Here is a 22214-nt window from a genome sequence, read left to right as displayed (position 1 = left end):
GTCAATTAATGTTGCCACGTCAATCACTCCTATGCTCCTGCCGAAAAAATCAGCAGGTTAGGGTTGTTACGTGGATCAGTTTTAGACGGAAATTACCGGGTTAAGTGGATCAGTTCTGGATGGAAATCAACATACGAAGATTCGATTGGTGGCAAAAAATTGTCGATCTGCCGTTTTTACGCCAACTAATTCTGACTGTGACCGCGCACGGGATTTCTTATTGAAGAACGGTCTGTCCTATACGTTGGAGCAAGGAGATCAAGGCGAGGGGCTCAAGGTGCACGTCGGCACACGCGAATTAACGGGATTCGACCCTAAGGTGCTATTGGCCGCGCTCATCGATTCAGGGTACCCCAGACAGACAGAACTGGGTCAGATCAATCGGCCTCGCATGTATGCACTACTTGCAATTCTGATGTTGTGGGGTGCCCTCGCCTACGGCCCGATGTCTGCACTGTATGTTGAGCTTTTCCCGGCCAGAATTCGATATACATCAATAAACATACCCTACAACATCGGCGCCGCGATCTTCGGCGGGCTTGCGCCGTTCATTGCCACCGCGATCTCCATAAAAACAGGCAATGTCTATGCAGGGCTTTGGTATCCCATCATCGTCGGCGGTATAGCCGTGGTCGTCGCGATGTTCTTCATGCGCGAGACAAAGGACGTCGATGTGAGCCTCTGACTGGCCAGGACGACAGCGCGTCGGCTATCCGCAGTGGGTAGCCCCCCCTATTCTGCTCCTTGTTCGCGTGCTAGTCTTGATGCAGGCACTAGATTCGGATGGCTGACAAAGGTCGCGCTATGGTTCTGAGTCCAATGGATATCTTTCGGGAAGGTAGCTTGGCGCTTCGTGCACATGGGGCGCGAGAAATACGCGACCACCTCACTGTTGCGCTAGCGCCCGCCGCTTCGCTAGAACCTCAAATAGCGGGCTCCTCCTTCGACTTTGAACATCGATGCGCCATACTTCCGCACTTTTCCGTGCACCGCATCCGATATGGCGCACCCGTTCTGATGGACATCCCGGGACTGCGAGATAAGTACATCCTGCAGGTGCTCCTATCCGGCCGATCAGACACCATCTACAAGAACAGTAATGTCGTCATGGAGTCGGGGATGGTGACCGCGCTAAACGTCGGCGAGCCCTTCACGAAGGTTCTGAGCCAAGACGCCGAGCAGTTGCTGTTTTGCTTTAACGCTTGCCAGGTGAACGCAATCGCAGCAAGCACTCTGTCCGATTTTGCGGGCAATCTACGTTTCTTTCCGTCTCCTCTCAGGATCGACAAGGCTCCCATGCTTTTCGATTTGATAAATGCCGTCTGCACGGCGATTGAGTCTCACGATCCGGTACTTGCGAGCTCGCGCACGTCCGAGCGGATGGCCGATCTGATGGTTGACCTGATGATTCGTTATCTTCCGGCCGAATCAGGTCGACGTTGCTTGGGCGCCGTGCCGTTCCATGTGCAAAAAGCGGAAGCCTTCATGCGCGAGAACTTTCGGGAAGCGATTACGCTGGCCGAGGTTGCGTCAGCCGCCGGAGTAACTAAGCGCTGCCTTTGTATAAATTTCAGGCGATTTCGAAATACGAGTCCTATGGCGTACCTGCGCCTCCACCGATTGACGCAGGCTAGAAAGATGCTCGAATCGACGCAAGCTCGCGCTTCCGTCACGGAGGTGGCTGGAGAATGCGCACTGCATCACCTGGGGCGTTTCTCTCAAGAGTACCGACTCGAGTTTGGGGAACTACCCTCGCAGACCATCGAGCGAGTCAATCGAGCCCACCTCAAGTGATCCGATAAGCTTGCTTGACGGTAGCTACGAATGCTTGCCATCAGAACTGCAACCTTTCTGACTCTTTTGCATCTGTGACGGCGGGCTGGGCGATGAAGGCTGGGCTACGAACTCGTAGCTTGCGACCGCAACGCGATCCCTGTCCAGCGTGACGATCGGACCTTGCGAACTCAAACGTGGTTGAGCGAATAACCATTTGCCTCAGTCCTTCGCGGATCGCCGCACGTGTTCCACGAACCTTGCCAGGATGGGCGGCTGTTTCTCCTTGCGGAAGATGCAGCTGATGGGCACCTTGACCCGTGTCCCGACGATCCGCGCGAACGCGATATCCGGCCAACGGATCGCTGCGACAGACGCAGGGACGATGCTCGACGCCGCACCGGCCATGGTCAGGGCGAGCGCGGCCGTGGCGTCCTCCACGACTCGGGCGATGCGGGGCTCGATACCCGCGTGCTTGAACAGGCCGATCACCTCATCGGCGAAGCTCGGCCGGCCGCCGCGCGGAAACAGTGTGAGTTCCACCGCGCGCAGGTCCGCGAGCTTGCAGGTCTTGCCGAACTTCCCCGACTGGGAGCGGTGCACCGCGAGGTAGAGATCCTCTTGCGCGATGTTGACGATCTCGATCCCGGGATGCCGGGGAAAGAAGCGGCTGAAGCCCACGTGGATGGTCCCCGCGAGCAGGCCCTCCACCTGCTCGTCCTTGGTCATGTGCGTGAGGGATACCGTCGCCGTAGGCGTGGACGTAAGGAAAGCGCGCAGCAAAAGGGGCAGGCTGCGGTAGATGGGCGTTCCGAAATACGCCACGCTCAACTCGCCCACGTCGCCCCGCGCGGCGGCGCGGGAGCGATCACCCGAACGGCCTGCCAACTCCAGGATGCGGCGCGCATCCTCCAGGAAAGCGTGACCTGCGGCGGTGAGTTCGATCCCGCGGTGGCTTCGCTCCAGAAGCACGACGCCCAAGTCCGCTTCCAGGGCTTGCATCTGCCGCGTGATGGGGGGCTGTGAGACGTGCAGGCGCTTGGCTGCTGCAGCCATGTTCCCTGCTTCCGCGACGGCGATGAAATACTTGAGCTGCCGGAATTCCATGGCGCGCTTTCCGAGTTGGTGATGTGCCTATATTACGCAAACCGTAACGATGGCTGACTAATTTGGTATTGGACGGCATGGCCGGCGCTGCCTAGCATTCACTCGTCCCGCGTCAATCCGGACCGGGCAAACCGACAAAGGAGACCGGGATGAACGAACGAGTGAAGCAGGTTGCGTCCGCATTGGTGGATGCGATCCAGAAGACCCTCACGGAGCAACGCGTGACGGAAGAAGAGTGGCGCGCGGGCGTCGGCTACATGATGAAACTGGCCGAGGCCAAGGAAATGGCTCTCCTGCTGGACGTGTTCTTCAACCACACGATCGTCGACCTCAAAGCCCAGGCCACGCGCGGATCCACGCCCGCGATCCAGGGCCCGTATTTCCTGGAAGGCGCCCCGGTGGTCGCCGGCGCCCTGAAGACCTACGAGGATGACTCGCATCACCCGCTCGTGATCCGCGGCGCCGTGCGCACGGACGATGGCGCGCCAGCCGCGGGAGCCGTGATCGACGTGTGGCACTCCACGCCCGACGGCAAGTACAGCGGCTTTCATGACCAGATCCCGACCGACTTGTACCGCGGCAAGGTCGTGGCCGATGCGCAGGGCAAGTACGCCGTGCGCACCACCATGCCCGCCCCGTACCAGATCCCGAACAAGGGACCGACCGGCGTGCTGCTTGAAATGATGGGAAGCCATACGTGGCGTCCCGCGCACGTGCACTTCAAGGTGCGCAAGGACGGGTTCGTGCCGCTGACCACGCAGTACTACTTCGAAGGCGGCGACTGGGTCGACAGCGACTGCTGCAAGGGTGTCGCACCGGACCTGGTCATGCCGGCAAAGACCGAGGGCGGCGCGCAGGTGATGGCCATCGACTTCGTCATCGAACGACCCCGGGAGCACGCATGAAGATCGAGGCCATCAGCACAACGATCGTCGACGTCCCGACACGTCGCCCGTTGCAGATGTCGTTCACCACGGTGCACAAGCAGAGCTATGTGATCGTCCAAGTGACGGCGGGAGGGCTCGTTGGCATCGGCGAAGGCGGAAGTGTCGGTGGGCCGACATGGGGTTCCGAATCGGCGGAGACCATCAAGGTCATCATCGACAATTACTTGGCGCCACTCCTGATCGGGAAAGATGCGTCCAACCTGAGCGAAGCAAGGGCTCTCATGGACCGCGCTGTCACGGGCAACCTGTCCGCGAAGGCCGCCATCGACATCGCGCTGCACGACCTGAAGGCGCGAGCGCTGAACCTGTCTATAGCGGACCTCATCGGCGGGACGATGAGGAAAAGCATCCCGATCGCATGGACGCTCGCGAGCGGCGATACCGCGCGGGACATCGACTCGGCCCTCGAAATGATCGAAGCACGGCGACACAACCGCTTCAAGGTGAAGCTGGGCGCGCGCACGCCGGCTCAGGATCTGGAGCACATCCGCAGCATCGTGAAGGCCGTGGGCGACAAAGCGTCCGTGCGCGTCGACGTCAACCAGGGATGGGATGAGCAGACCGCATCGATCTGGATTCCGCGACTCGAAGAAGCGGGTGTGGAACTGGTCGAGCAACCCGTGCCGAGAGCGAATTTCGGTGCGCTCAGGCGCCTCACGGAGCAAAACGGCGTGGCGATCCTCGCCGACGAGAGCCTCAGCTCGCTGTCGTCCGCGTTCGAACTGGCACGCGACCGCGCGGTGGATGCATTCTCCCTGAAGCTTTGCAACATGGGCGGCATCGCGAACACGCTGAAGGTGGCGGCAATTGCCGAAGCTGCGGGCATCTCCTCGTATGGTGGAACCATGCTCGACTCCACGGTCGGCACGGCCGCGGCGCTGCACGTCTACGCAACATTGCCCTCCCTGCCCTACGGGTGCGAGTTGATCGGCCCGTGGGTGCTCAGCGACCGTCTGACCCAGCAGGACCTTGAGATCAAGGACTTCGAAGTGCACCTGCCTGTTGGAAGCGGCCTCGGCGTGGACCTCGACCACGACAAGGTCCGGCACTACACGCGGGCGGCCTGAGATGCCCGTCTCGCAACCCCCTCACCTGGCGAACATCGGCCGCCGGCGCGTCCTTGCGGGCATCGCGCTCGCGATGACGACGGGTTCAACCAGGGCACAACGGCCCGAAGCCTTTCCATCGCGTCCCATCACGTGGGTGGTTCCCTTCCCGCCGGGCGGAGCCGTCGATGCGATCGCGCGCATCATTTCGCGAAAGATGTCAGAGAGCATCGGGCAGCAGGTTGTGGTGGATAACCGCGCGGGTTCGGGCGGCATCATCGGCAGCGACCTCGTCGCGAAGGCCCCGTCTGACGGACACACCATTCTGATCAACTCCACGGGACTGGTGGTGGACCGGTTCTTCTATCCTCGCGTACCGTACCAGTCCGATCGCGACTTCGTTCCGGTGGTTCTCGCGGCGACGCTCCCCAGCGTTCTGGTCGTGCCGGCGGATTCGCGGTTTCGTGACATCACGCAGCTCCTGAAAGCGGCGCGCGAAAACCCCGGCAAGTTGTCCTTTGCTTCCGCGGGATTGGGCACGTCTATCCACCTTGCCTCCGCGCTCCTCGCGGCCAGGGCGAACGTGGAGCTGCTCCATGTCCCCTACCGGGGCAGCAGTCCAGCCGTTTCGGACCTGGTCGCGGGCCGCGTCGACATGATGATCGACTCAGTGACATCGCAGCGCCAGAACATCCTCGCCAAGCGCGTTCGCGCACTCGGGGTGACGAGCCTGGATCGCCATCCGCAACTGCCCGAAGTGCCGACCATCGCCGAGGCGGCGGGCCTTCCCGGGTTTGAAGTGCTCACATGGTGCGGGGTGTTCGCACCCAAAGGCACGCCTCGCTCCGTCGTGGAGCGGCTTAACGCCGAAATCAACAAGGCGATTGCTGCGCCGGACGTCGTCGAAGCACTTAAGCAGCTTGGGATCAAGACTGCCGGCGGCGCACCGGAAGTCCTTGCGGACCTATTCAAGTCCGAGACGGAGCGGTGGCAAAAGCTCATCGTCGAACACCGCCTCAATGCAAACCAGTGAAGTTGAAAGAGAGACAAGCACATGCTGACTGAAGGCTTATCTATCGATGCGAAAGGAGGCGGCCGCTTCGGCGCGCACCTGCAATTGCCGGCACGCGGGCGCGGCCCGGTGGTGATCGTTGCGCAGGAGATTTTTGGGGTCAACCCATTCATGACCGAAGTCTTGGCGTGGTTGGCATCAGAAGGTTTTGTGGGCCTCTGTCCTGATCTGTATTGGCGCCACGGACCAGGCATCGAGTTCGATCCGAACGACGAAGTACAACGTGCGCGCGCGCTCGGGATGTTCCGCGACTACAAGCTGGAAGATGGGGTGGCGGATTTGCGGGCCACAGTCGCCTACGCGGCTTCTCAGCCGTTTTGCGACGGCGGGGTCGCGGTGATCGGCTATTGCCTGGGCGGAGCGCTGGCCTACGAAGTTGCCGCAGAGGGATTCGCGCAATGCTGTGTCGGCTACTACGGCGTCGGCTTCGAGAAGCGTCTCGAACGCGCCCGACTTGTGAAGACACCATCAATGTTCCACATGGGCACGAACGACCATTTCGTGACCGCGGAGGCCAGACAACTCATCACGAATGCCTTTGAAGCGAATCCCGCGATTGCGCTGCATTGGTACGACGCCGGGCACTCGTTCGCGCGGGCTTCCAGCCCGAACTTCTCACCGGAGGCCACGAGGACGGCGAATGCACGCACGCTGGAAATGCTGAAGCGCATGAAGCCCATCGGGACAATTGGCCAATGAACTTCATCCACGACCCACTCACGCCTCGCGTCTTGTTCGGCGCGGGGCGCCTGCAGTCTCTGGGCGAAGAACTGAAGCTGCTCGGGATACGGCGCGTGCTGGTTATCTCCACCCCGGAGCAGCGTGAACTCGCCAACCAGGTCGCGGCCCTCATTCCCGGCAGCGTCGCCGGATTCTTCGACCGCGCGACGATGCACGTGCCGTCGCAAATCGTCGATCAGGCGGCTTCTGTCGCGCGAGAACTCGGCGTTGACAGCTATGTGGCCCCTGGCGGAGGTTCAACCATCGGCCTCGCGAAGATGCTCGCGCTCCACTCGTCATTGCCAATCGTGGCCATCCCCACGACGTATGCCGGAAGCGAGATGACATCCATCTATGGCGTCACCGAAAACGAATTGAAGAAGACCGGTCGGGATAGGCGCGTCCTCGCGCGCACGGTCATCTACGACCCGGAGCTGACATTCGGCCTGCCCACGGGCATCAGCGTGACAAGCGGTTTGAACGCGATCGCGCACGCGGTTGAGGGCCTTTACGCGCCGGAGGTGAACCCGATCCTCGCGATCATGGCCCAGCAAGGAATCGCGGCGTTGGCCAAATCAATTCCCACGATCCGTTCGGCTCCGACCGACCTTGAGGCCCGTTCGCAAGCGCAATACGGTGCATGGCTGTGCGGAAGTGTGCTCGGCAATGTCAGCATGGCCCTGCACCACAAGCTGTGCCATACGTTGGGGGGAACATTCAATCTGCCGCACGCTGAAACGCACACTGTCGTGCTGCCGCACGCGCTCGCCTACAACACGCCGGCCATCCCGCGTGCGAATGCATGGCTGCAGGAGGCACTCGCCACTCGCGAACCGGCGCAGGCACTGTTTGATCTCGCGAAGTCGAACGGCGCGCCGGTTTCACTGCAATCGATCGGGATGAAGGAAGCGGACTTGGACCGCGCCTGCGAGCTGGTGATGTCCGCGCAATACCCCAATCCGCGACCGCTCGAAAAGCATGCGATCGCGAATCTGCTGCGCAGGGCCTATCTAGGGGAGCCACCGCAACCCTGACCTTGCCGCAGGCCACCGTTCGGTGGCATATTGATTGCTTGGGTGTTAATTTCCATGCAACCCTGAGCCGGCATTTCCATCGAATCTTGATCCACCCTTTTTGCAAGCCTGGAAGGCTCACGGTGTGGATAAGTTCTTGGTTTTCTCCTTCTTGGATTGTGCCGGCAGCGCCGAGCTGTTCTTGAATCGGAAGCTGTCGTTGCCAGTTTCCAGGATATGGCAGTGGTGCGTAAGCCGGTCCAACAGCGCCGTCGTCATCTTCGCATCACCGAACACCGACGCCCATTCGCTGAAGCTCAGGTTGGTCGTGATCACGACGCTGGTGCGTTCGTAAAGCTTGGACAGCAGGTGGAACAGCAAGGCCCCACCGGACGCGCTGAATGGCAGATAACCCAGTTCGTCGAGGATCACCAGATCGGCGTACATGAGCCGGGTGGCGATCTGTCCCGACTTGCCCTGCGCCTTCTCGACCTCCAGCGCATTGACCAGTTCGACCGTGGAGAAGAACCGGACTCGCCGGTGATGATGCTCGATGGCCTGCACACCGAGCGCCGTGGCCAGGTGGGTCTTACCAGTGCCCGGGCCCCCGACCAACACCACATTGTTGGCCTCCTCCAGAAACTCGCAACGGTGCAACTGCCGCGCCAGCGCCTCATTGACTTCGCTGTGGGCGAAGTCGAAACCGGCCAAGTCCCGGTACACAGGGAAACGGGCCACCTTCAATTGGTAGGCCACGGAGCGCACCTCGCGCTCGGCGGTTTCCGCCTTGAGCAGTTGGGCCAGGATGGGTTGTGCCGCCTCGAACGCCGGTGCCCCTTGTGCGGTCAGCTCGGCCACGGCCTGGGCCATGCCATACATCTTGAGCTCTCGCAGCATGATCACGATGGCGCCGCTGGCAGGGTCATGACGCATGACGCACCTCCTGGGCTGTGCGGGCAGCCGCGGGGCGGCGCAACTGGTCGTAGCGCAGCACGTTGGCTTGAGGTTCGTTGACCAAGCGCAGGGCCTGTGGTGCCGTCACCGGCGCCGCAGGCGCCGGCTCCCCTTCCAGCAAACGATGCAGCACGTTCAGCACATGGGTCTTGGTCGGCACGCCAGCTTCCAAGGCCAGCTCCACGGCGGCCAGCACGGCCTGTTCATCGTGGTGCAGAACCAGGGCCAGGATCTCCACCATCTCCCGGTCGCCACCCGATTGGCGCAGCAACATGGCCTGCAGCCGTTTGAAGGCTGGCGGCAGTTCGGCGAACGGAGCACCGTTGCGCAAGGCACCGGGCTTGCGCTGCAGCACCGCCAGGTAGTGACGCCAGTCGTAGACGGTCCGACCACCGACGTCGTGGCGCCGGTCGATGAGGCGCGTGTGCTCGCACAAGATCTGACCTTCGGCGGCGACCACCAGCCGCTCGGCGTAGACCCGCAGACTCACCGGCCGGTTGGCGTAGGAGGCCGGCACGCTGTAGCGGTTGCGCTCGAAGTGCACCAGGCAGGTGGGCGAGACCCGCTTGGTGTGTTCGACGAAGCCGTCGAAGGGGCGCGGCATCGGCATCAGGGTGGGCCGCTCCTGCTCCCAGACATCGGCCACCGTGCCTGGCAGCTTGCCGTGGACGATCTCGCGCCACAAGGTCTTGCAGCGGTTCTCCAGCCACTCGTTGAGTTCGGCCAGGGTTGGAAACGCCGGCACGGGTTGCCACAGCCGGTGACGCGCATCACGCACGTTCTTCTCCACCTGCCCTTTCTCCCAGCCCGAGGCCGGATTGCAGAACTCGGCCTCGAACAGGTAGTGGCTGACCATGGCGCTGAAACGGGCGTTGACGTCGCGCTCCTTGCCCCGGCGCACCTTGTCCACGGCGGTGCGCATGTTGTCGTAGATACCGCGCCGGGGAATGCCACCCAACACCGCGAAGGCATGGTTGTGCGCATCGAACAGCATCTCGTGGGTTTGCAGCGGATAAGCCCGCACGGTGAAGGCGCGACTGTGGCTGAGCTTGAAGTGGGCTACCTGCAGCTTGGTGCGCTCGCCGCCGATGACGGCCCAGTCTTCGCTCCAGTCGAATTGGAACGCTTCGCCAGGACCGAAGGCCAGCGGCACGAAGGTGCCTCGGCCGGTGGTCTGCTGCGCTTCCTGACGTTGCTGCTGCCAGACTCGGGCGAAGGCGGCTACCCGGCCGTATGAGCCTGGGTAGCCCAGGGCGGACAGGTCGGCGTGGAGTTGCTTCACGGTGCGCCGCTGCTTGCGCGACTTGCCCGCTTCGCTCTTGAGCCAGCCTGAGAGCTTCTCGGCGTAGGGATCGAGCTGGCTCGGACTGATGCGCCGAGGGTAGTGCGGCTCCGCCACACCCGCGCGCAGGTACTTCTTGATGGTGTTGCGAGACAGGCCGGTGCGCCGGGCGATCTCTCGGATGGACAACTGCTCGCGCAGGGCCCAGCGTCTGATGACACTTAATGTTGCCACGTCAATCACTCCTATGCTCCTGCCGAAAAAATCAGCAGGTTAGGGTTGTTACGTGGATCAGTTTTAGACGGAAATTACCGGGTTAAGTGGATCAGTTCTGGATGGAAATCAACATACAGTGTTCATGATGTCTCCTAAGGCCTTCGCAATTCGAGCGGACACGGTATCCCCGCCAGCGGGTACGCTGCCCGCCGGATATGCCTTCCAAGGGGTGATTGACGAGCTCAGTGCACGCTGAGCGCGCGCTTCAGAGCCGCGCGGAGTTCGTCCCCCGAGCCTTCCTGCCATCGCATTGCGCGCCAGCAAATGAAGTTGTCAGGGCGTACCAACAGGGCACCGCTCTCCTCGATCTCCCGGACCCGGGCGAAGTCGCCGTACAGGTCTTCGAGCTCTTGCCCCGGGCCGATGATGTGCACGTCCAGATCGATTCCGAGCGACTCGGCGGCATGGACGGCTGCCTCGACCCAGGGTGAACCCGCGATGCCGGAGAGCAGACTGAACCGGCCCTTGCCGCAAAGATCGAGCGTGGAGACGCGGCGGCCATGCCGCGTGACCCAGACATGCGGTACAGGTGCACCGGGTCGGCCACTATGGGCGTGGTACAGCTCCGAATCCCGGCGAAATCCTGGATCGGGCGTCCCGTCTGGAACGATGGCCGCCGATTGATAGCGCTGGTTCATCTCGACGCCGTGGGCGTTGTACACATATTGCGTGCCGTCGATGGCGGCGCGCAGGGCGGCCCGCTGCTCCTGTGCTTCGGGGCTTTGCTCTTTCAGGCGCGCAATGTTGCGCTGCATCTGCTCCGGATCTTTGGTGTCGAACAAACCCAGCGCGGCAAGGATCGGAGGAAAATCCCCAAGACTCTTGTTGGCGCGCTGCACCACTTGGCGGGCGACTGGCGCACGCTCCTCGTTGTAGGTCGCGAGCAGCTCAGGGCCGGCCTTTCCTTGCAGCACGTGCGAGAGCTTCCAGCAAAGGTTGAAGGCATCCTGTATCGATGTGTTCGACCCCAATCCGTTGGTGGGCGGATGGCGATGTACGGCATCCCCCATGCAGAACACCCGATTGTCAAACAGGCGTGTGGCGTACATGTCATTCACGGTCCACGTCGAGGTGGACTCGATCTTGACGGGAATTGTCGAATCACCCAGCAGCGAATGGACGATCTGTCGGGCATGCGCCTCATTGAGGTCGGGAGGACCACCGGCGATATCGTAGCCCCAGATGCAGAGCCATTTGTTCCAGGGCCGGACCATTCGGATCACCCCGATGCCGAGGCCGCCGACGCTGGAACCAGGCTGGATCACCCAGTACAGAACGCTAGGCCGATGGCCTACGTACTTTGTCAGATCGGCTTCGAACACCACGTTGATCGACCCGGACACGCCCATCTTTCCCTCCACGGGTAGGCCGACCTGGTCTACGACCTGAGAGTTCGCGCCGTCCGCTCCAATGAGGTACTTGGCTCGAATGTCGTACTGGCGATCCAGCAAGTGATCGCGGACGGTCGCCGTGACGCCTGTTTCGTCTTGCTTCAACGAAACGAACTCCGTATGAAAACGCACGTCGGCGCCGCGCCGCGCCGCGTGGTTGATCATGATGGGTTCGAGCAGATTCTGGGGGAGATCGCACATGTGCGTGGGCGACGCGAGCTCGTAGTCGGCCCGGCGTTGCGGATGGGTACCCCAGGTCAGAACCCGGCCCAGTTCGTCTCCGACGAGACTCGTGCAATAGACGTTCTCACCCATCAGCTCGGCCGGTGATGCCATTGCCTCGCACTCGAGTTCGAGCCCAAGATCACGCATCACCTCCATCGTGCGCTGGTTGGTGATGTGCGAGCGCGGAGTGCGCGACGTCGTGGCATATTTGCTGACGCACAGCGTTTTCACGCCGTAGGTCGCGAGAAGTAAGGTCGATGCAGCCCCGGCGGGACCACTACCTACGACGAGAACGTCAGTTTCGATGACGGTTGCTTTTTCATTCATGATGTCTCCTTGATAGCAGCGTGAGGGTGCTCACTCTTGGATGCACTTCGCTCACTGAATGGTTGAACTCCAACAGGCAGAACTTCGTTCCAGTCAGTTGGCGACAGGTCTGCGACGTGTTGTGAGCGTTAGATATTGAGATTCAGGTCGAACCATCGGCAAGGGCGCTCGTTCCGGACGGAGGACGCGACGATCCCATCACGCCCGCCGCGCATCACCGCCCGAACAATGTGTTCGTGCCGATCAGCAGTGCCTGCCTTGCCATCGCCGCACGATCTGCATCAACCGACTCCAGATCCGCGAGAAAGCCGTGGCCCGCACCTTTCATCACATGCAAGTCGATCGCGTCGTTCGCACGTGCTTGAGATTCCAGTTGCAACAGGTTCTGCGCACCAAGCAGCGTGTCGTTGTCTCCAACGATGACGGTGTGTCGCGACCGAACCTCCGGCAGATAGTCGAACGGGACGTCTACCGGATCGTGGTTTTCGAGCCCTTGCGGAAATGGGTAATAGGCCAGCAGGCGCGACACGACCTGTTGCCGCGCCAGCTCGAAGACGAACAATCCCCCGATGCAATATCCGACCACGCCGTCGATGCGCTGGCTCTCGATGAACGCAATCAGGTTCTTGACAAAGGCGCGATCTGCCAGTCGGTGGCGCCGCTGGAAAGCTGCCTCGCGAGTGGCTTGTGGCAACTCGCCGAATGCGGCGAATGGGTCCACAAGCAGCACCTCGCTGGCGCCTTGCTCGGCCAGGTATGCCGCGTAGCCACGGTAGAAGCCATTGCAGCCGTAGATGTCCGGCAGCACCAGCAGGCGCGGACCGCTCGATGCACCGGCATAGCGCAAGGCGCTGATGGCACCATCGATGCGCCCGGTTGCATGCGCTCGCGGAAACAAGGAGGGAACAGTGTCGTGACACATGAGATCGTCCTCTGCAAGCTCAGGCGCGAGGCTTTTCGATCACGAAGTCCAGAACCATCACCTGCATGTTCTGCTCTATGGCCGCCGGCATGACAAGTTCGGGCTGGACGCCGTTGCAGCAGTCACTGTCTACCCACTCGCCGCCTTCAAAGTAGTATTGCGTGGTCAGCGGTTCAAAGCCGTCCTTCCGGATTTTGAAATGCACGTGGGCGGGGCGCCAGGTATGGCTTCCCATCATGGTGAGCAGGGCACCGGTCGGCCCTTTGTTGGGGATCTGATAGGGCGCCGGCAATGTGGTTTGCACGCGCCAACGACCTTGCAAGTCCGTACGGACCTTGCCTCGGTAGTATTCGACCGGCATATCTCCGTGATAGCCGCCGAAACCGCTGTACCGGCCATCAGGCGTGGAGTGCCAGATATCGATGACCGCATCGCTCACCACACCGCCGGCTTCGTCCTTGACAGTCCCATGCAGGAGCAGCGGCTTGTGGTCATCGCTGTCGTATGTCTTCAGTTTGCCGTCGACAAAGGGCGCATCCTCTTTGAAGTACGGCCCCTGTATGGCCGGTGCCGACCCGTGCGTGTTCGCCGCCTTGATTTCGACAATCGTGCTGTTCAGGAATACGTCGCTGATCAAGCCTGTTTCCTTGGCTTCCGCGACCTTCATCATATACATCACCCCCGCCCGGTACTCGGCTTCGGTCACTTGGTGGTCAACCAATACCTTGCGCACGGCATCGATCATGGCGGTGGCAATTTCATGGACTCTCGGGTTTTTCATGGTTCTCTCGTTTCGCAAAAAAGTGGAATCGGATTGGAATACGCATTCAAGCGGTGCGGTGATCGATCCGGTGCGGAGAAGCGCGAGCGAAGCGCCGCATCTGGCTTTCGTCCAGCTTGATGTTGAGGCCTGGGCTTTGGGGGAGCCACAAAACATGCTCCTTGAGGCGGGCAAACCGCCGAACTCGACGCAGGGGTAGATCGACAATGGCTGTTTCCACGGCTTCCATCCTGGCCGCCGCGCGATCAGCGCCGTCATCGTGGTGCTCGGCGATGGCTTCTTCGTTTGGCATGGCAGCAGTCTAGGAAAACCAAGCCATATGGTCTAATACCTTGTATCGACGCTAGTGATACGACTTCGGTATTGGCCTCCTGGCAACATGCATTCGTCTATCTGAGCGAATGAAGGTGGAGAAAGATGGAATTTCGGCAGCTTCGTTACTTTGTTGCGGCGGCTGAAGAGGGGAACGTGGGCGCGGCAGCGCGGCGACTCCACATTTCGCAGCCCCCGGTCACACGACAGATTCAGGCGCTTGAGCAGCATTTGGGGGTGCTGCTGTTCGAGCGAGGCCCGCGCGGTGTGCGACTCACACCGGCTGGCGCGGCCTTTCTCGAGGATGCACGACGGATGTTGGAATTGGGCCGGACTTCCGTGGACCGGTCACGTGCCGCCAGCCGGGGCGAGATCGGTCAACTTGACGTTGGCTACCTTGGCACAGCGATCTACCAGACGGTGCCGGCCTTGCTTCACGCATTCACGCAGGCGGTTCCCGGAGCGACTCTGTCGCTGGCCCAAATGTCCAAGGTGCGGCAGATGGAAGCCTTGCGCGCCGGAACAATTCACGTCGGCGTAGGCCGCTTTTACCCGCAGGAAACTGGAATCACGGTCGAACACCTGCACTATGAGCGGCTGTACATCGCCGCAAGTTCAAGCGTTGCACGCGAACTGAGCCGAGAGCCGACATTGCTACGACTCAAAAGTGAATCCCTGGTCCTTTTCCCGCAAGAGGGTCGGCCGAGCTTTGCGGACGAAGTCATCGCCTTGATGCGACGGGCCGGGGTCGAACCGCGTGTCACGGCGATTGTCGAAGATGTCAACGCTGCCCTTGGGCTCGTGGCCGCCGGGGCGGGTGTCACCCTGGTCCCGGCTTCGGTGGCCATGCTGAGGCGGCCATTCGTTCGAATGATTGAGATGACCGCCGCCAGCGCTCAAGTCCCGGTCAGCCTGACCTACCTGACCGATTCGCGTGTACCGGTGCTCCGGGCGTTCCTAGACGCCGCAAGACGCCTAAAGCCTGGCGCGCAGGCCCAGCGTGCGCGACCGCTTGGCTAGCGCGCCGACCTGTCCAACGGCCAGCGCAAGCGCCTGGCCATGGTGCATTCAAGACTTACGCCCCTTCCGGGGACCTCAACGATGGTCGGCCGATAGGAGGCAGCACGGTCTCCAGGGCGGCACCGATGGCCAGCAGGTCACGGTCCGATCCAGCCGGCCCATCGAGCTCGAGCCCCACGGGCAGGCCGTCAGGACCAATGCCTGCCGGCAGGCTCAGGCCCGGTATGCCGGCATTGCTGCCCGGGTCGGTGTTGCGGATATAGATCATGAATGCAGGACAGCGCTGGCCAAGGAACTCCACCGTGTCGTCGGTTCCGAGGGGCCGGGCGGTCAAGGCGGAGGTCGGGAAGGCAAGGGCGCGCACCTGGTGTTGTGCAAAGGTTCTGAGGTACAGCTCCTGCAGCCTTTGGCGGTCGGCGAGCGCGGCACGGTACACCGGCTCGGGGATGGCGCCGCTGCCCAGCAAAGGCCGCAGGATGCCGGCGACGTCCGGACTGCCGATGCCCGCCAGCAGCGCCTCGATGTCCAGCGGGTGGCCCGAGGCCTTCAGGTAGTCCGGCATCTCGGCCATGAACTCGAACAGCCCGACGGGAAAGCCCACGGAATTGTTCAACGCATCCAGTCCCGGAAGATCCAGCTCGACGAAGACCACGCCAGCCCGCTGCAGTTCCTTGCGGGTGTCATCCATGACGGCCGCCACGGAGGCATCCAGGGGCGTCCAGAAGCGGTCATGTTAATTTCCATGCAACCCTGAGCCGGCATTTCCATCGAATCTTGATCCACCCTTTTTGCAAGCCTGGAAGGCTCACGGTGTGGATAAGTTCTTGGTTTTCTCCTTCTTGGATTGTGCCGGCAGCGCCGAGCTGTTCTTGAATCGGAAGCTGTCGTTGCCAGTTTCCAGGATATGGCAGTGGTGCGTAAGCCGGTCCAACAGCGCCGTCGTCATCTTCGCATCACCGAACACCGACGCCCATTCGCTGAAGCTCAGGTTGGTCGTGATCACGACGCTGGTGCGTTCGTAAAGCTTGGACAGCAGGTGGAACAGCAAGGCCCCACCGGACGCGCTGAATGGCAGATAACCCAGTTCGTCGAGGATCACCAGATCGGCGTACATGAGCCGGGTGGCGATCTGTCCCGACTTGCCCTGCGCCTTCTCGACCTCCAGCGCATTGACCAGTTCGACCGTGGAGAAGAACCGGACTCGCCGGTGATGATGCTCGATGGCCTGCACACCGAGCGCCGTGGCCAGGTGGGTCTTACCAGTGCCCGGGCCCCCGACCAACACCACATTGTTGGCCTCCTCCAGAAACTCGCAACGGTGCAACTGCCGCGCCAGCGCCTCATTGACTTCGCTGTGGGCGAAGTCGAAACCGGCCAAGTCCCGGTACACAGGGAAACGGGCCACCTTCAATTGGTAGGCCACGGAGCGCACCTCGCGCTCGGCGGTTTCCGCCTTGAGCAGTTGGGCCAGGATGGGTTGTGCCGCCTCGAACGCCGGTGCCCCTTGTGCGGTCAGCTCGGCCACGGCCTGGGCCATGCCATACATCTTGAGCTCTCGCAGCATGATCACGATGGCGCCGCTGGCAGGGTCATGACGCATGACGCACCTCCTGGGCTGTGCGGGCAGCCGCGGGGCGGCGCAACTGGTCGTAGCGCAGCACGTTGGCTTGAGGTTCGTTGACCAAGCGCAGGGCCTGTGGTGCCGTCACCGGCGCCGCAGGCGCCGGCTCCCCTTCCAGCAAACGATGCAGCACGTTCAGCACATGGGTCTTGGTCGGCACGCCAGCTTCCAAGGCCAGCTCCACGGCGGCCAGCACGGCCTGTTCATCGTGGTGCAGAACCAGGGCCAGGATCTCCACCATCTCCCGGTCGCCACCCGATTGGCGCAGCAACATGGCCTGCAGCCGTTTGAAGGCTGGCGGCAGTTCGGCGAACGGAGCACCGTTGCGCAAGGCACCGGGCTTGCGCTGCAGCACCGCCAGGTAGTGACGCCAGTCGTAGACGGTCCGACCACCGACGTCGTGGCGCCGGTCGATGAGGCGCGTGTGCTCGCACAAGATCTGACCTTCGGCGGCGACCACCAGCCGCTCGGCGTAGACCCGCAGACTCACCGGCCGGTTGGCGTAGGAGGCCGGCACGCTGTAGCGGTTGCGCTCGAAGTGCACCAGGCAGGTGGGCGAGACCCGCTTGGTGTGTTCGACGAAGCCGTCGAAGGGGCGCGGCATCGGCATCAGGGTGGGCCGCTCCTGCTCCCAGACATCGGCCACCGTGCCTGGCAGCTTGCCGTGGACGATCTCGCGCCACAAGGTCTTGCAGCGGTTCTCCAGCCACTCGTTGAGTTCGGCCAGGGTTGGAAACGCCGGCACGGGTTGCCACAGCCGGTGACGCGCATCACGCACGTTCTTCTCCACCTGCCCTTTCTCCCAGCCCGAGGCCGGATTGCAGAACTCGGCCTCGAACAGGTAGTGGCTGACCATGGCGCTGAAACGGGCGTTGACGTCGCGCTCCTTGCCCCGGCGCACCTTGTCCACGGCGGTGCGCATGTTGTCGTAGATACCGCGCCGGGGAATGCCACCCAACACCGCGAAGGCATGGTTGTGCGCATCGAACAGCATCTCGTGGGTTTGCAGCGGATAAGCCCGCACGGTGAAGGCGCGACTGTGGCTGAGCTTGAAGTGGGCTACCTGCAGCTTGGTGCGCTCGCCGCCGATGACGGCCCAGTCTTCGCTCCAGTCGAATTGGAACGCTTCGCCAGGACCGAAGGCCAGCGGCACGAAGGTGCCTCGGCCGGTGGTCTGCTGCGCTTCCTGACGTTGCTGCTGCCAGACTCGGGCGAAGGCGGCTACCCGGCCGTATGAGCCTGGGTAGCCCAGGGCGGACAGGTCGGCGTGGAGTTGCTTCACGGTGCGCCGCTGCTTGCGCGACTTGCCCGCTTCGCTCTTGAGCCAGCCTGAGAGCTTCTCGGCGTAGGGATCGAGCTGGCTCGGACTGATGCGCCGAGGGTAGTGCGGCTCCGCCACACCCGCGCGCAGGTACTTCTTGATGGTGTTGCGAGACAGGCCGGTGCGCCGGGCGATCTCTCGGATGGACAACTGCTCGCGCAGGGCCCAGCGTCTGATGACACTTAATGTTGCCACGTCAATCACTCCTATGCTCCTGCCGAAAAAATCAGCAGGTTAGGGTTGTTACGTGGATCAGTTTTAGACGGAAATTACCGGGTTAAGTGGATCAGTTCTGGATGGAAATCAACACTCGGGCAACCTGCCGCACGTGGCCCGCGCCCTGCGCGAGAAGTTCCCCGACAAGCCCATCGTGATCGCCGGCGACGACGACAAGGCCCAGGAGATCGAGCGCGGCCACAACCCCGGCCGCGCCAAGGCCGAGGAAGCCGCGAAGGCCGTAGGCGGCAAGGCCATCTTCCCGATCTTCGCGCCGGGCGAGCAGCAGGCGAACCCCAAGGGCTTCACCGACTTCAACGACCTGGCGAACAAGAGCGAGCTGGGCCGCGACGGCCTCAAGCGCCAGGTCGGCGCAGCCGTGGGCCAGGTGCTGATCGAGGAAGGCCGCCGACAGCAGCAGGAGCAGCGCCAGGAGCGTGCGGAGAAGCAACAGCAGCAGCCGGAACGCCCGCGCCGCGCGGCACGCATCGGCTAAAGTCCCGGAGGGCTGCAACCACACGCGCGGTTTCCTCCCTCCCTGGCCGCCGGCAGTCATCGCCGCCTCGCACCCCGAGGCGGCTTTTTTTTGCTCGAGCATCGCCGCATCCGACGATGCCACCAGGCCCGCGCACGTCGAGCTGCAGCATCGCCATTTCCGGCGATGCACGCCGGCGCGGTCGACCATCGCCAGTTCCGACGATGGCGGCCGCCCTGCCCGCCTGGATCTCGCATCGCCATTTCGGGGTCTCCTCGTTTTCAGTGCAATAAGTGACGGTACGCAAAGCTAGCACTGGCGCGGGGGTGGTCTGGGTAGACCGTTGATTTCATTGACTTTCCTGTTCGCTTTGTAAACGGGTATGGTGGCCTCCCACTTTTGAGGTTCACGATGCAGGGTTGGCACACAACGTTTTTGGGGATGCGTGGGCTCCCCCGCGATATCAGCGACTTCGAGATGAAGGCATTTTTCACCTTCGATGGTGCCGAGCGCGACGCAATCAATGCACGCCGAGGTGATTCCCACAAGCTTGGTCTGGCGCTCCATATTGGTTTCCTGCGCATGAGTGGGCGTTTGCTCGGTGCCTTTCGGGTAATTCCAGTAGCCTTGTGGCGCCACCTTGGCAACGAGCTTGGCATTGCAGCACCAGAAGTCGCCTCGCTGAGAGCCATGTATGAACGCGGGCGCACGCTATTCGATCACCAACAAGTAGCCTGCACGGTCCTTGGATTCCAGTGGATGAGCGAGCACCAGCGCCGCTCACTGGTACGTGAACTGCGCGACGAAGTGGCGCGCTGCGCCGACCGCGATCAGCTACTCGTGCGGGCGCGTCAATGGCTGTACAAGAACAAGCTGGTGATCGTGCACGAGCGGGCAATTCGGACACTGATTGCGGCGGCACTTGCCCAGCTTGAAGTTGAAACAGGCACCGCCATCGCCGCCAGCGTTGATCCAGCAACACTTGATCGCTGGCGAGCCTCAGTTTCAGAGCTGCGCCCAGATGGACAAACCCAGCAGAGTTGGCTATGGGCTGCACCGGCGAAACACTCAACCCGCCAAATCAGCGAGGTACTGGAGCGCATCGACCTGCTTTACACGCTGGACGTTCATAAGCACCTGGCAGACATCCCCGATCTCATCTTGCGCCGCTACGCGCGCCGACTTGTCTCCAGGCCGCCCTCAGCCGGAGCCAAGATCAAAGAGCCAGCGCGCACCGTGGAGGTCGCATGCTTTCTTCGGTATTGCCTGTTCACCACCACAGACCAGTTGATCCTTATGGTGCAGCGCCGGATCGCCGATCTGTGGCGTCAGGCTGCCGCCGATGTCCCCGCTACCGTCAATTGGGCCGCAATGTACAAAACGCTGCTCGGCGAACTTGTTGCCTTGAGCGCGCAAGGTGCGGTGCCAGATGCTGAGTTGCGTGCCCGTCTTGAAGCCTTGATCACCGAAACCCAGAAACGCAAACCACCGAGCAGGGCCTCCCTGGTCCGCGAGGGATTGATTGATGGAATTCGCCCCGTGCGGTCGTTGCTCGTCGCCATTGCAAAGCTGCCCTGGCAGGCCACCGGCGAGCATCCTGCCATCGAGTACCTTGCCAAGCTGCAAGCTTTATATCTCAAAGGATCCAGAAAGCTGCCAGTTGAAGTGGTGGCACCAAGTCTGGGAATGATCTGGCAGGTTTCGATCTCCAGCCCAGACCGGGAACGGGCGTTTCAGGCGTTGGAGGTGGCCACCCTGTTTGCCCTGCGCCGCGCGGTGCGCAATGGCTCGGTCTGGATTGAGCACAGCCTGAGCTTTCGGGGTCGTGCGCGCTTGTTCTTCACGGACGAGCGTTGGCAGGCAGAGTCCAAGAAACACTATGCCCGTCTATCGTTACCCAGCAAGGCTGCCACTTTCTTGAAGCCTTTGCTGGCCAGAGTAACTGCCGGTGTCGATGCGGTGGCCGCTGCAGCCCGCAGTGGCGTACTGCGCGTGGATGATGAACTCCATTTGTCGCCATTGCCCGCAGAGGACGAAGACCCAGAAGTGACCAAGCTGCGCGCGGCTTTGGATCACCGCATCGGTGAGGTTCAATTGCCGGAAGTGATTCTGGCCGTTGACGCCCAGGTGCGCTTTAGCTGGATCATGCTCGGACGTGAGCCGCGCTCTACCGACGAGCTGCTGATGGTCTATGCCGGCATCATGGCCCACGGCACCAGTCTGACTGCGGTCGAATGCGCGCGCATGATTCCGCAATTGTCTGCCACCAGCATTCGCCAGGCCATGCGCTGGGCGCGGGACGAACGGCGTCTGAGCCAGGCCTGCCAGGCTGTGCTGGAATTCATGCAGCGACACCCGATTGCCGCCACCTGGGGGCGGTCCGATTTGGCATCTTCTGACATGATGACCATGGAGACCACCAAACGGGTGTGGCAAGCCCGGCTTGATCCTCGGCGCAACACACCTTCCATTGGAATCTACTCCCATGTAAAAGACCGGTGGGGCATCTTCCATGCGCAGCCCTTTGTGCTCAATGAGCGCCAGGCGGGCGTGGCCATTGAAGGTGTCATCCGCCAAGAAAAGCTGGAGACCAGCCAGCTTGCTGTGGATACCCATGGCTACACCGACTTTGCCATGTCACATGCCCGTTTGCTTGGTTTTGATCTTTGCCCGCGGTTGAAGGAACTCAAACAGCGCCACCTCTTTGTGCCACGCGGCACCAAAGTGCCCGCAGAAATCGCTGCGGTGTGCGAAGCCAATGTCGACGTCGCTTTGATCGAAAAGCATTGGGATAGTCTGGTGCACCTGGCAGCCTCGGTCATGAGCGGACATGCCAGTGCGGTGGCAGCTCTTGCGCGGTTCGGTTCTGCCGCCCAGGGCGATCCAATCTATGAGGCTGGCGTGCAATTGGGGCGGTTGCTGCGTACGGCGTTTTTGGCTGACTACTTTGTCAAGGACGCTTTCAGGAACGAGTTGCGCCGGGTGCTCAATCGGGGCGAGGCTGTTAACGCCCTCAAGCGCGCCATTTATACCGGCCGGATCAGCCCGGCGCAGGCCAAACGTGTCGATGAAATGCAGGCTGTGGCCGATGCGTTGAGCCTGATGGCCAACATCGTGATGGCGTGGAATACCTCACAGATGCAGGCGGTCCTGGATCGCTGGTCGAACCGCCGCCAGGTCATTCCACCGGAACTGATCGGGAAGATTGCGCCCACCAGGCTGGAGAGCATCAACTTGCGGGGTGTGTTTCGCTTCCCGGTTGACCGCTATGCTGACCAAATCCTGCCTTCGCGGCCAAATGCATCGATAACTGGCACCAATGGATGAAACCGACCACGGTTTGACGCCACGAATCGCAGATTTGAAAGTGAACAGGAAAGTCAATGAAATCAACGATCTACCCAGACCACCCC

General features: G+C 61.8%; 19 protein-coding genes and 1 pseudogene. 10 read left to right on the top strand and 10 right to left on the bottom strand.

All coding sequences use genetic code 11. The annotated features are described in order from the left end of the window. The first annotated feature begins 220 nt into the window (after window positions 1–220). Together F7R26_RS40745 and F7R26_RS40740 are read left to right on the top strand one after the other, a co-directional pair. Window positions 221–685, top strand: a complete 465-nt coding sequence (locus F7R26_RS40745) for an MFS transporter (protein ID WP_234825212.1) — start codon at window positions 221–223, stop codon at window positions 683–685. A gap of 98 nt (window positions 686–783) precedes the next feature. Then, entirely contained in the window at window positions 784–1794 is a 1011-nt protein-coding gene (locus F7R26_RS40740; RefSeq protein WP_012250643.1) for an AraC family transcriptional regulator, read from the top strand. Window positions 1795–1995: 201 nt separating this feature from the next. Here F7R26_RS40740 and F7R26_RS40735 read toward each other — a convergent pair whose 3' ends face one another. Then, window positions 1996–2880, bottom strand: a complete 885-nt coding sequence (locus F7R26_RS40735; protein ID WP_011255153.1) for a LysR substrate-binding domain-containing protein — start codon at window positions 2878–2880, stop codon at window positions 1996–1998. A 149-nt stretch (window positions 2881–3029) separates the two neighbouring features. Here F7R26_RS40735 and F7R26_RS40730 point away from each other — a divergent pair, with 149 nt between their 5' ends. From F7R26_RS40730 to F7R26_RS40710, 5 genes are read left to right on the top strand one after another with little or no spacing between them, the layout of a single operon-like run. Continuing rightward, window positions 3030–3785, top strand: a complete 756-nt coding sequence (locus F7R26_RS40730; RefSeq protein ID WP_011255152.1) for a chlorocatechol 1,2-dioxygenase — start codon at window positions 3030–3032, stop codon at window positions 3783–3785. Next, complete coding sequence (locus tag F7R26_RS40725; RefSeq protein ID WP_011255151.1) at window positions 3782–4894, top strand: muconate cycloisomerase family protein; 1113 nt, start codon at window positions 3782–3784, stop codon at window positions 4892–4894. The genes F7R26_RS40730 and F7R26_RS40725 overlap by 4 nt, the downstream gene beginning before the upstream one ends. 1 nt (window position 4895) lies before the next feature. Beyond that, window positions 4896–5906 (top strand): tripartite tricarboxylate transporter substrate binding protein, encoded by a 1011-nt coding sequence (locus F7R26_RS40720; protein ID WP_011255150.1) that lies wholly within the window; start codon window positions 4896–4898, stop codon window positions 5904–5906. Window positions 5907–5927: 21 nt separating this feature from the next. After that, on the top strand, window positions 5928–6644 hold the full coding sequence (locus F7R26_RS40715; protein ID WP_011255149.1) for a dienelactone hydrolase family protein: 717 nt from the start codon (window positions 5928–5930) through the stop codon (window positions 6642–6644). After that, window positions 6641–7699 (top strand): maleylacetate reductase, encoded by a 1059-nt coding sequence (locus tag F7R26_RS40710; protein ID WP_011255148.1) that lies wholly within the window; start codon window positions 6641–6643, stop codon window positions 7697–7699. The genes F7R26_RS40715 and F7R26_RS40710 overlap by 4 nt, the downstream gene beginning before the upstream one ends. Before the next feature lie 117 nt (window positions 7700–7816). Here the strand turns inward: F7R26_RS40710 and istB (F7R26_RS40705) are convergent, their stop codons facing one another. The 6 genes from istB (F7R26_RS40705) to F7R26_RS40680 form a co-directional block, all read right to left on the bottom strand. Then, entirely contained in the window at window positions 7817–8611 is a 795-nt protein-coding gene (gene istB / locus F7R26_RS40705; RefSeq protein ID WP_011255145.1) for an IS21-like element IS1600 family helper ATPase IstB, read from the bottom strand. Continuing rightward, on the bottom strand, window positions 8601–10157 hold the full coding sequence (gene istA, locus F7R26_RS40700) for an IS21-like element IS1600 family transposase (protein ID WP_011255179.1): 1557 nt from the start codon (window positions 10155–10157) through the stop codon (window positions 8601–8603). Before istA (F7R26_RS40700) ends, istB (F7R26_RS40705) begins: the two co-directional genes overlap by 11 nt. Window positions 10158–10372: 215 nt before the next feature. Beyond that, window positions 10373–12133, bottom strand: a complete 1761-nt coding sequence (locus F7R26_RS40695; RefSeq protein WP_031942828.1) for an FAD-dependent oxidoreductase — start codon at window positions 12131–12133, stop codon at window positions 10373–10375. A 214-nt stretch (window positions 12134–12347) separates the two neighbouring features. Then, window positions 12348–13031 (bottom strand): dienelactone hydrolase family protein, encoded by a 684-nt coding sequence (locus F7R26_RS40690; protein ID WP_031942842.1) that lies wholly within the window; start codon window positions 13029–13031, stop codon window positions 12348–12350. Window positions 13032–13074: 43 nt separating this feature from the next. Next, complete coding sequence (locus F7R26_RS40685; protein ID WP_031942826.1) at window positions 13075–13836, bottom strand: chlorocatechol 1,2-dioxygenase; 762 nt, start codon at window positions 13834–13836, stop codon at window positions 13075–13077. 46 nt (window positions 13837–13882) lie between these two features. Continuing rightward, window positions 13883–14128, bottom strand: coding sequence for a hypothetical protein (locus tag F7R26_RS40680; RefSeq protein ID WP_193692311.1), 246 nt, complete (start codon window positions 14126–14128; stop codon window positions 13883–13885). 125 nt (window positions 14129–14253) lie between these two features. On the opposite strand from F7R26_RS40680, the gene F7R26_RS40675 reads away from it, so the two are divergent. Then, the gene (locus tag F7R26_RS40675) at window positions 14254–15168 is read left to right on the top strand and encodes a LysR family transcriptional regulator (protein ID WP_011171699.1); all 915 of its coding nucleotides are present in this window, start codon (window positions 14254–14256) and stop codon (window positions 15166–15168) included. A 55-nt stretch (window positions 15169–15223) separates the two neighbouring features. Here F7R26_RS40675 and F7R26_RS40670 read toward each other — a convergent pair whose 3' ends face one another. The 3 genes from F7R26_RS40670 to istA (F7R26_RS40660) form a co-directional block, all read right to left on the bottom strand. Further along, the gene (locus F7R26_RS40670; protein WP_193692309.1) at window positions 15224–15856 is read right to left on the bottom strand and encodes an amidase family protein; all 633 of its coding nucleotides are present in this window, start codon (window positions 15854–15856) and stop codon (window positions 15224–15226) included. A gap of 117 nt (window positions 15857–15973) precedes the next feature. Beyond that, the gene (gene istB / locus F7R26_RS40665; protein ID WP_011255145.1) at window positions 15974–16768 is read right to left on the bottom strand and encodes an IS21-like element IS1600 family helper ATPase IstB; all 795 of its coding nucleotides are present in this window, start codon (window positions 16766–16768) and stop codon (window positions 15974–15976) included. Next, window positions 16758–18314, bottom strand: coding sequence for an IS21-like element IS1600 family transposase (istA, locus tag F7R26_RS40660; protein ID WP_011255179.1), 1557 nt, complete (start codon window positions 18312–18314; stop codon window positions 16758–16760). The genes istB (F7R26_RS40665) and istA (F7R26_RS40660) overlap by 11 nt, the downstream gene beginning before the upstream one ends. A 106-nt stretch (window positions 18315–18420) precedes the next feature. Between istA (F7R26_RS40660) and F7R26_RS40655 the strand changes: the two are divergent. Both F7R26_RS40655 and F7R26_RS40650 read left to right on the top strand, forming a co-directional pair. Then, window positions 18421–18822: pseudogene (locus F7R26_RS40655) on the top strand (zincin-like metallopeptidase domain-containing protein); the annotation flags it as partial. A gap of 390 nt (window positions 18823–19212) precedes the next feature. Beyond that, window positions 19213–22128: a Tn3-like element IS1071 family transposase gene (locus tag F7R26_RS40650; RefSeq protein WP_003158660.1), complete on the top strand. Its 2916-nt coding sequence runs from the start codon at window positions 19213–19215 to the stop codon at window positions 22126–22128. The last annotated feature ends 86 nt before the right edge of the window (window positions 22129–22214 follow it).

Source organism: Cupriavidus basilensis (genome assembly GCF_008801925.2).
GTDB classification, from domain to species: Bacteria; Pseudomonadota; Gammaproteobacteria; order Burkholderiales; family Burkholderiaceae; genus Cupriavidus; species Cupriavidus basilensis.
This window is presented reverse-complemented; position numbering and strand designations above follow the sequence as displayed.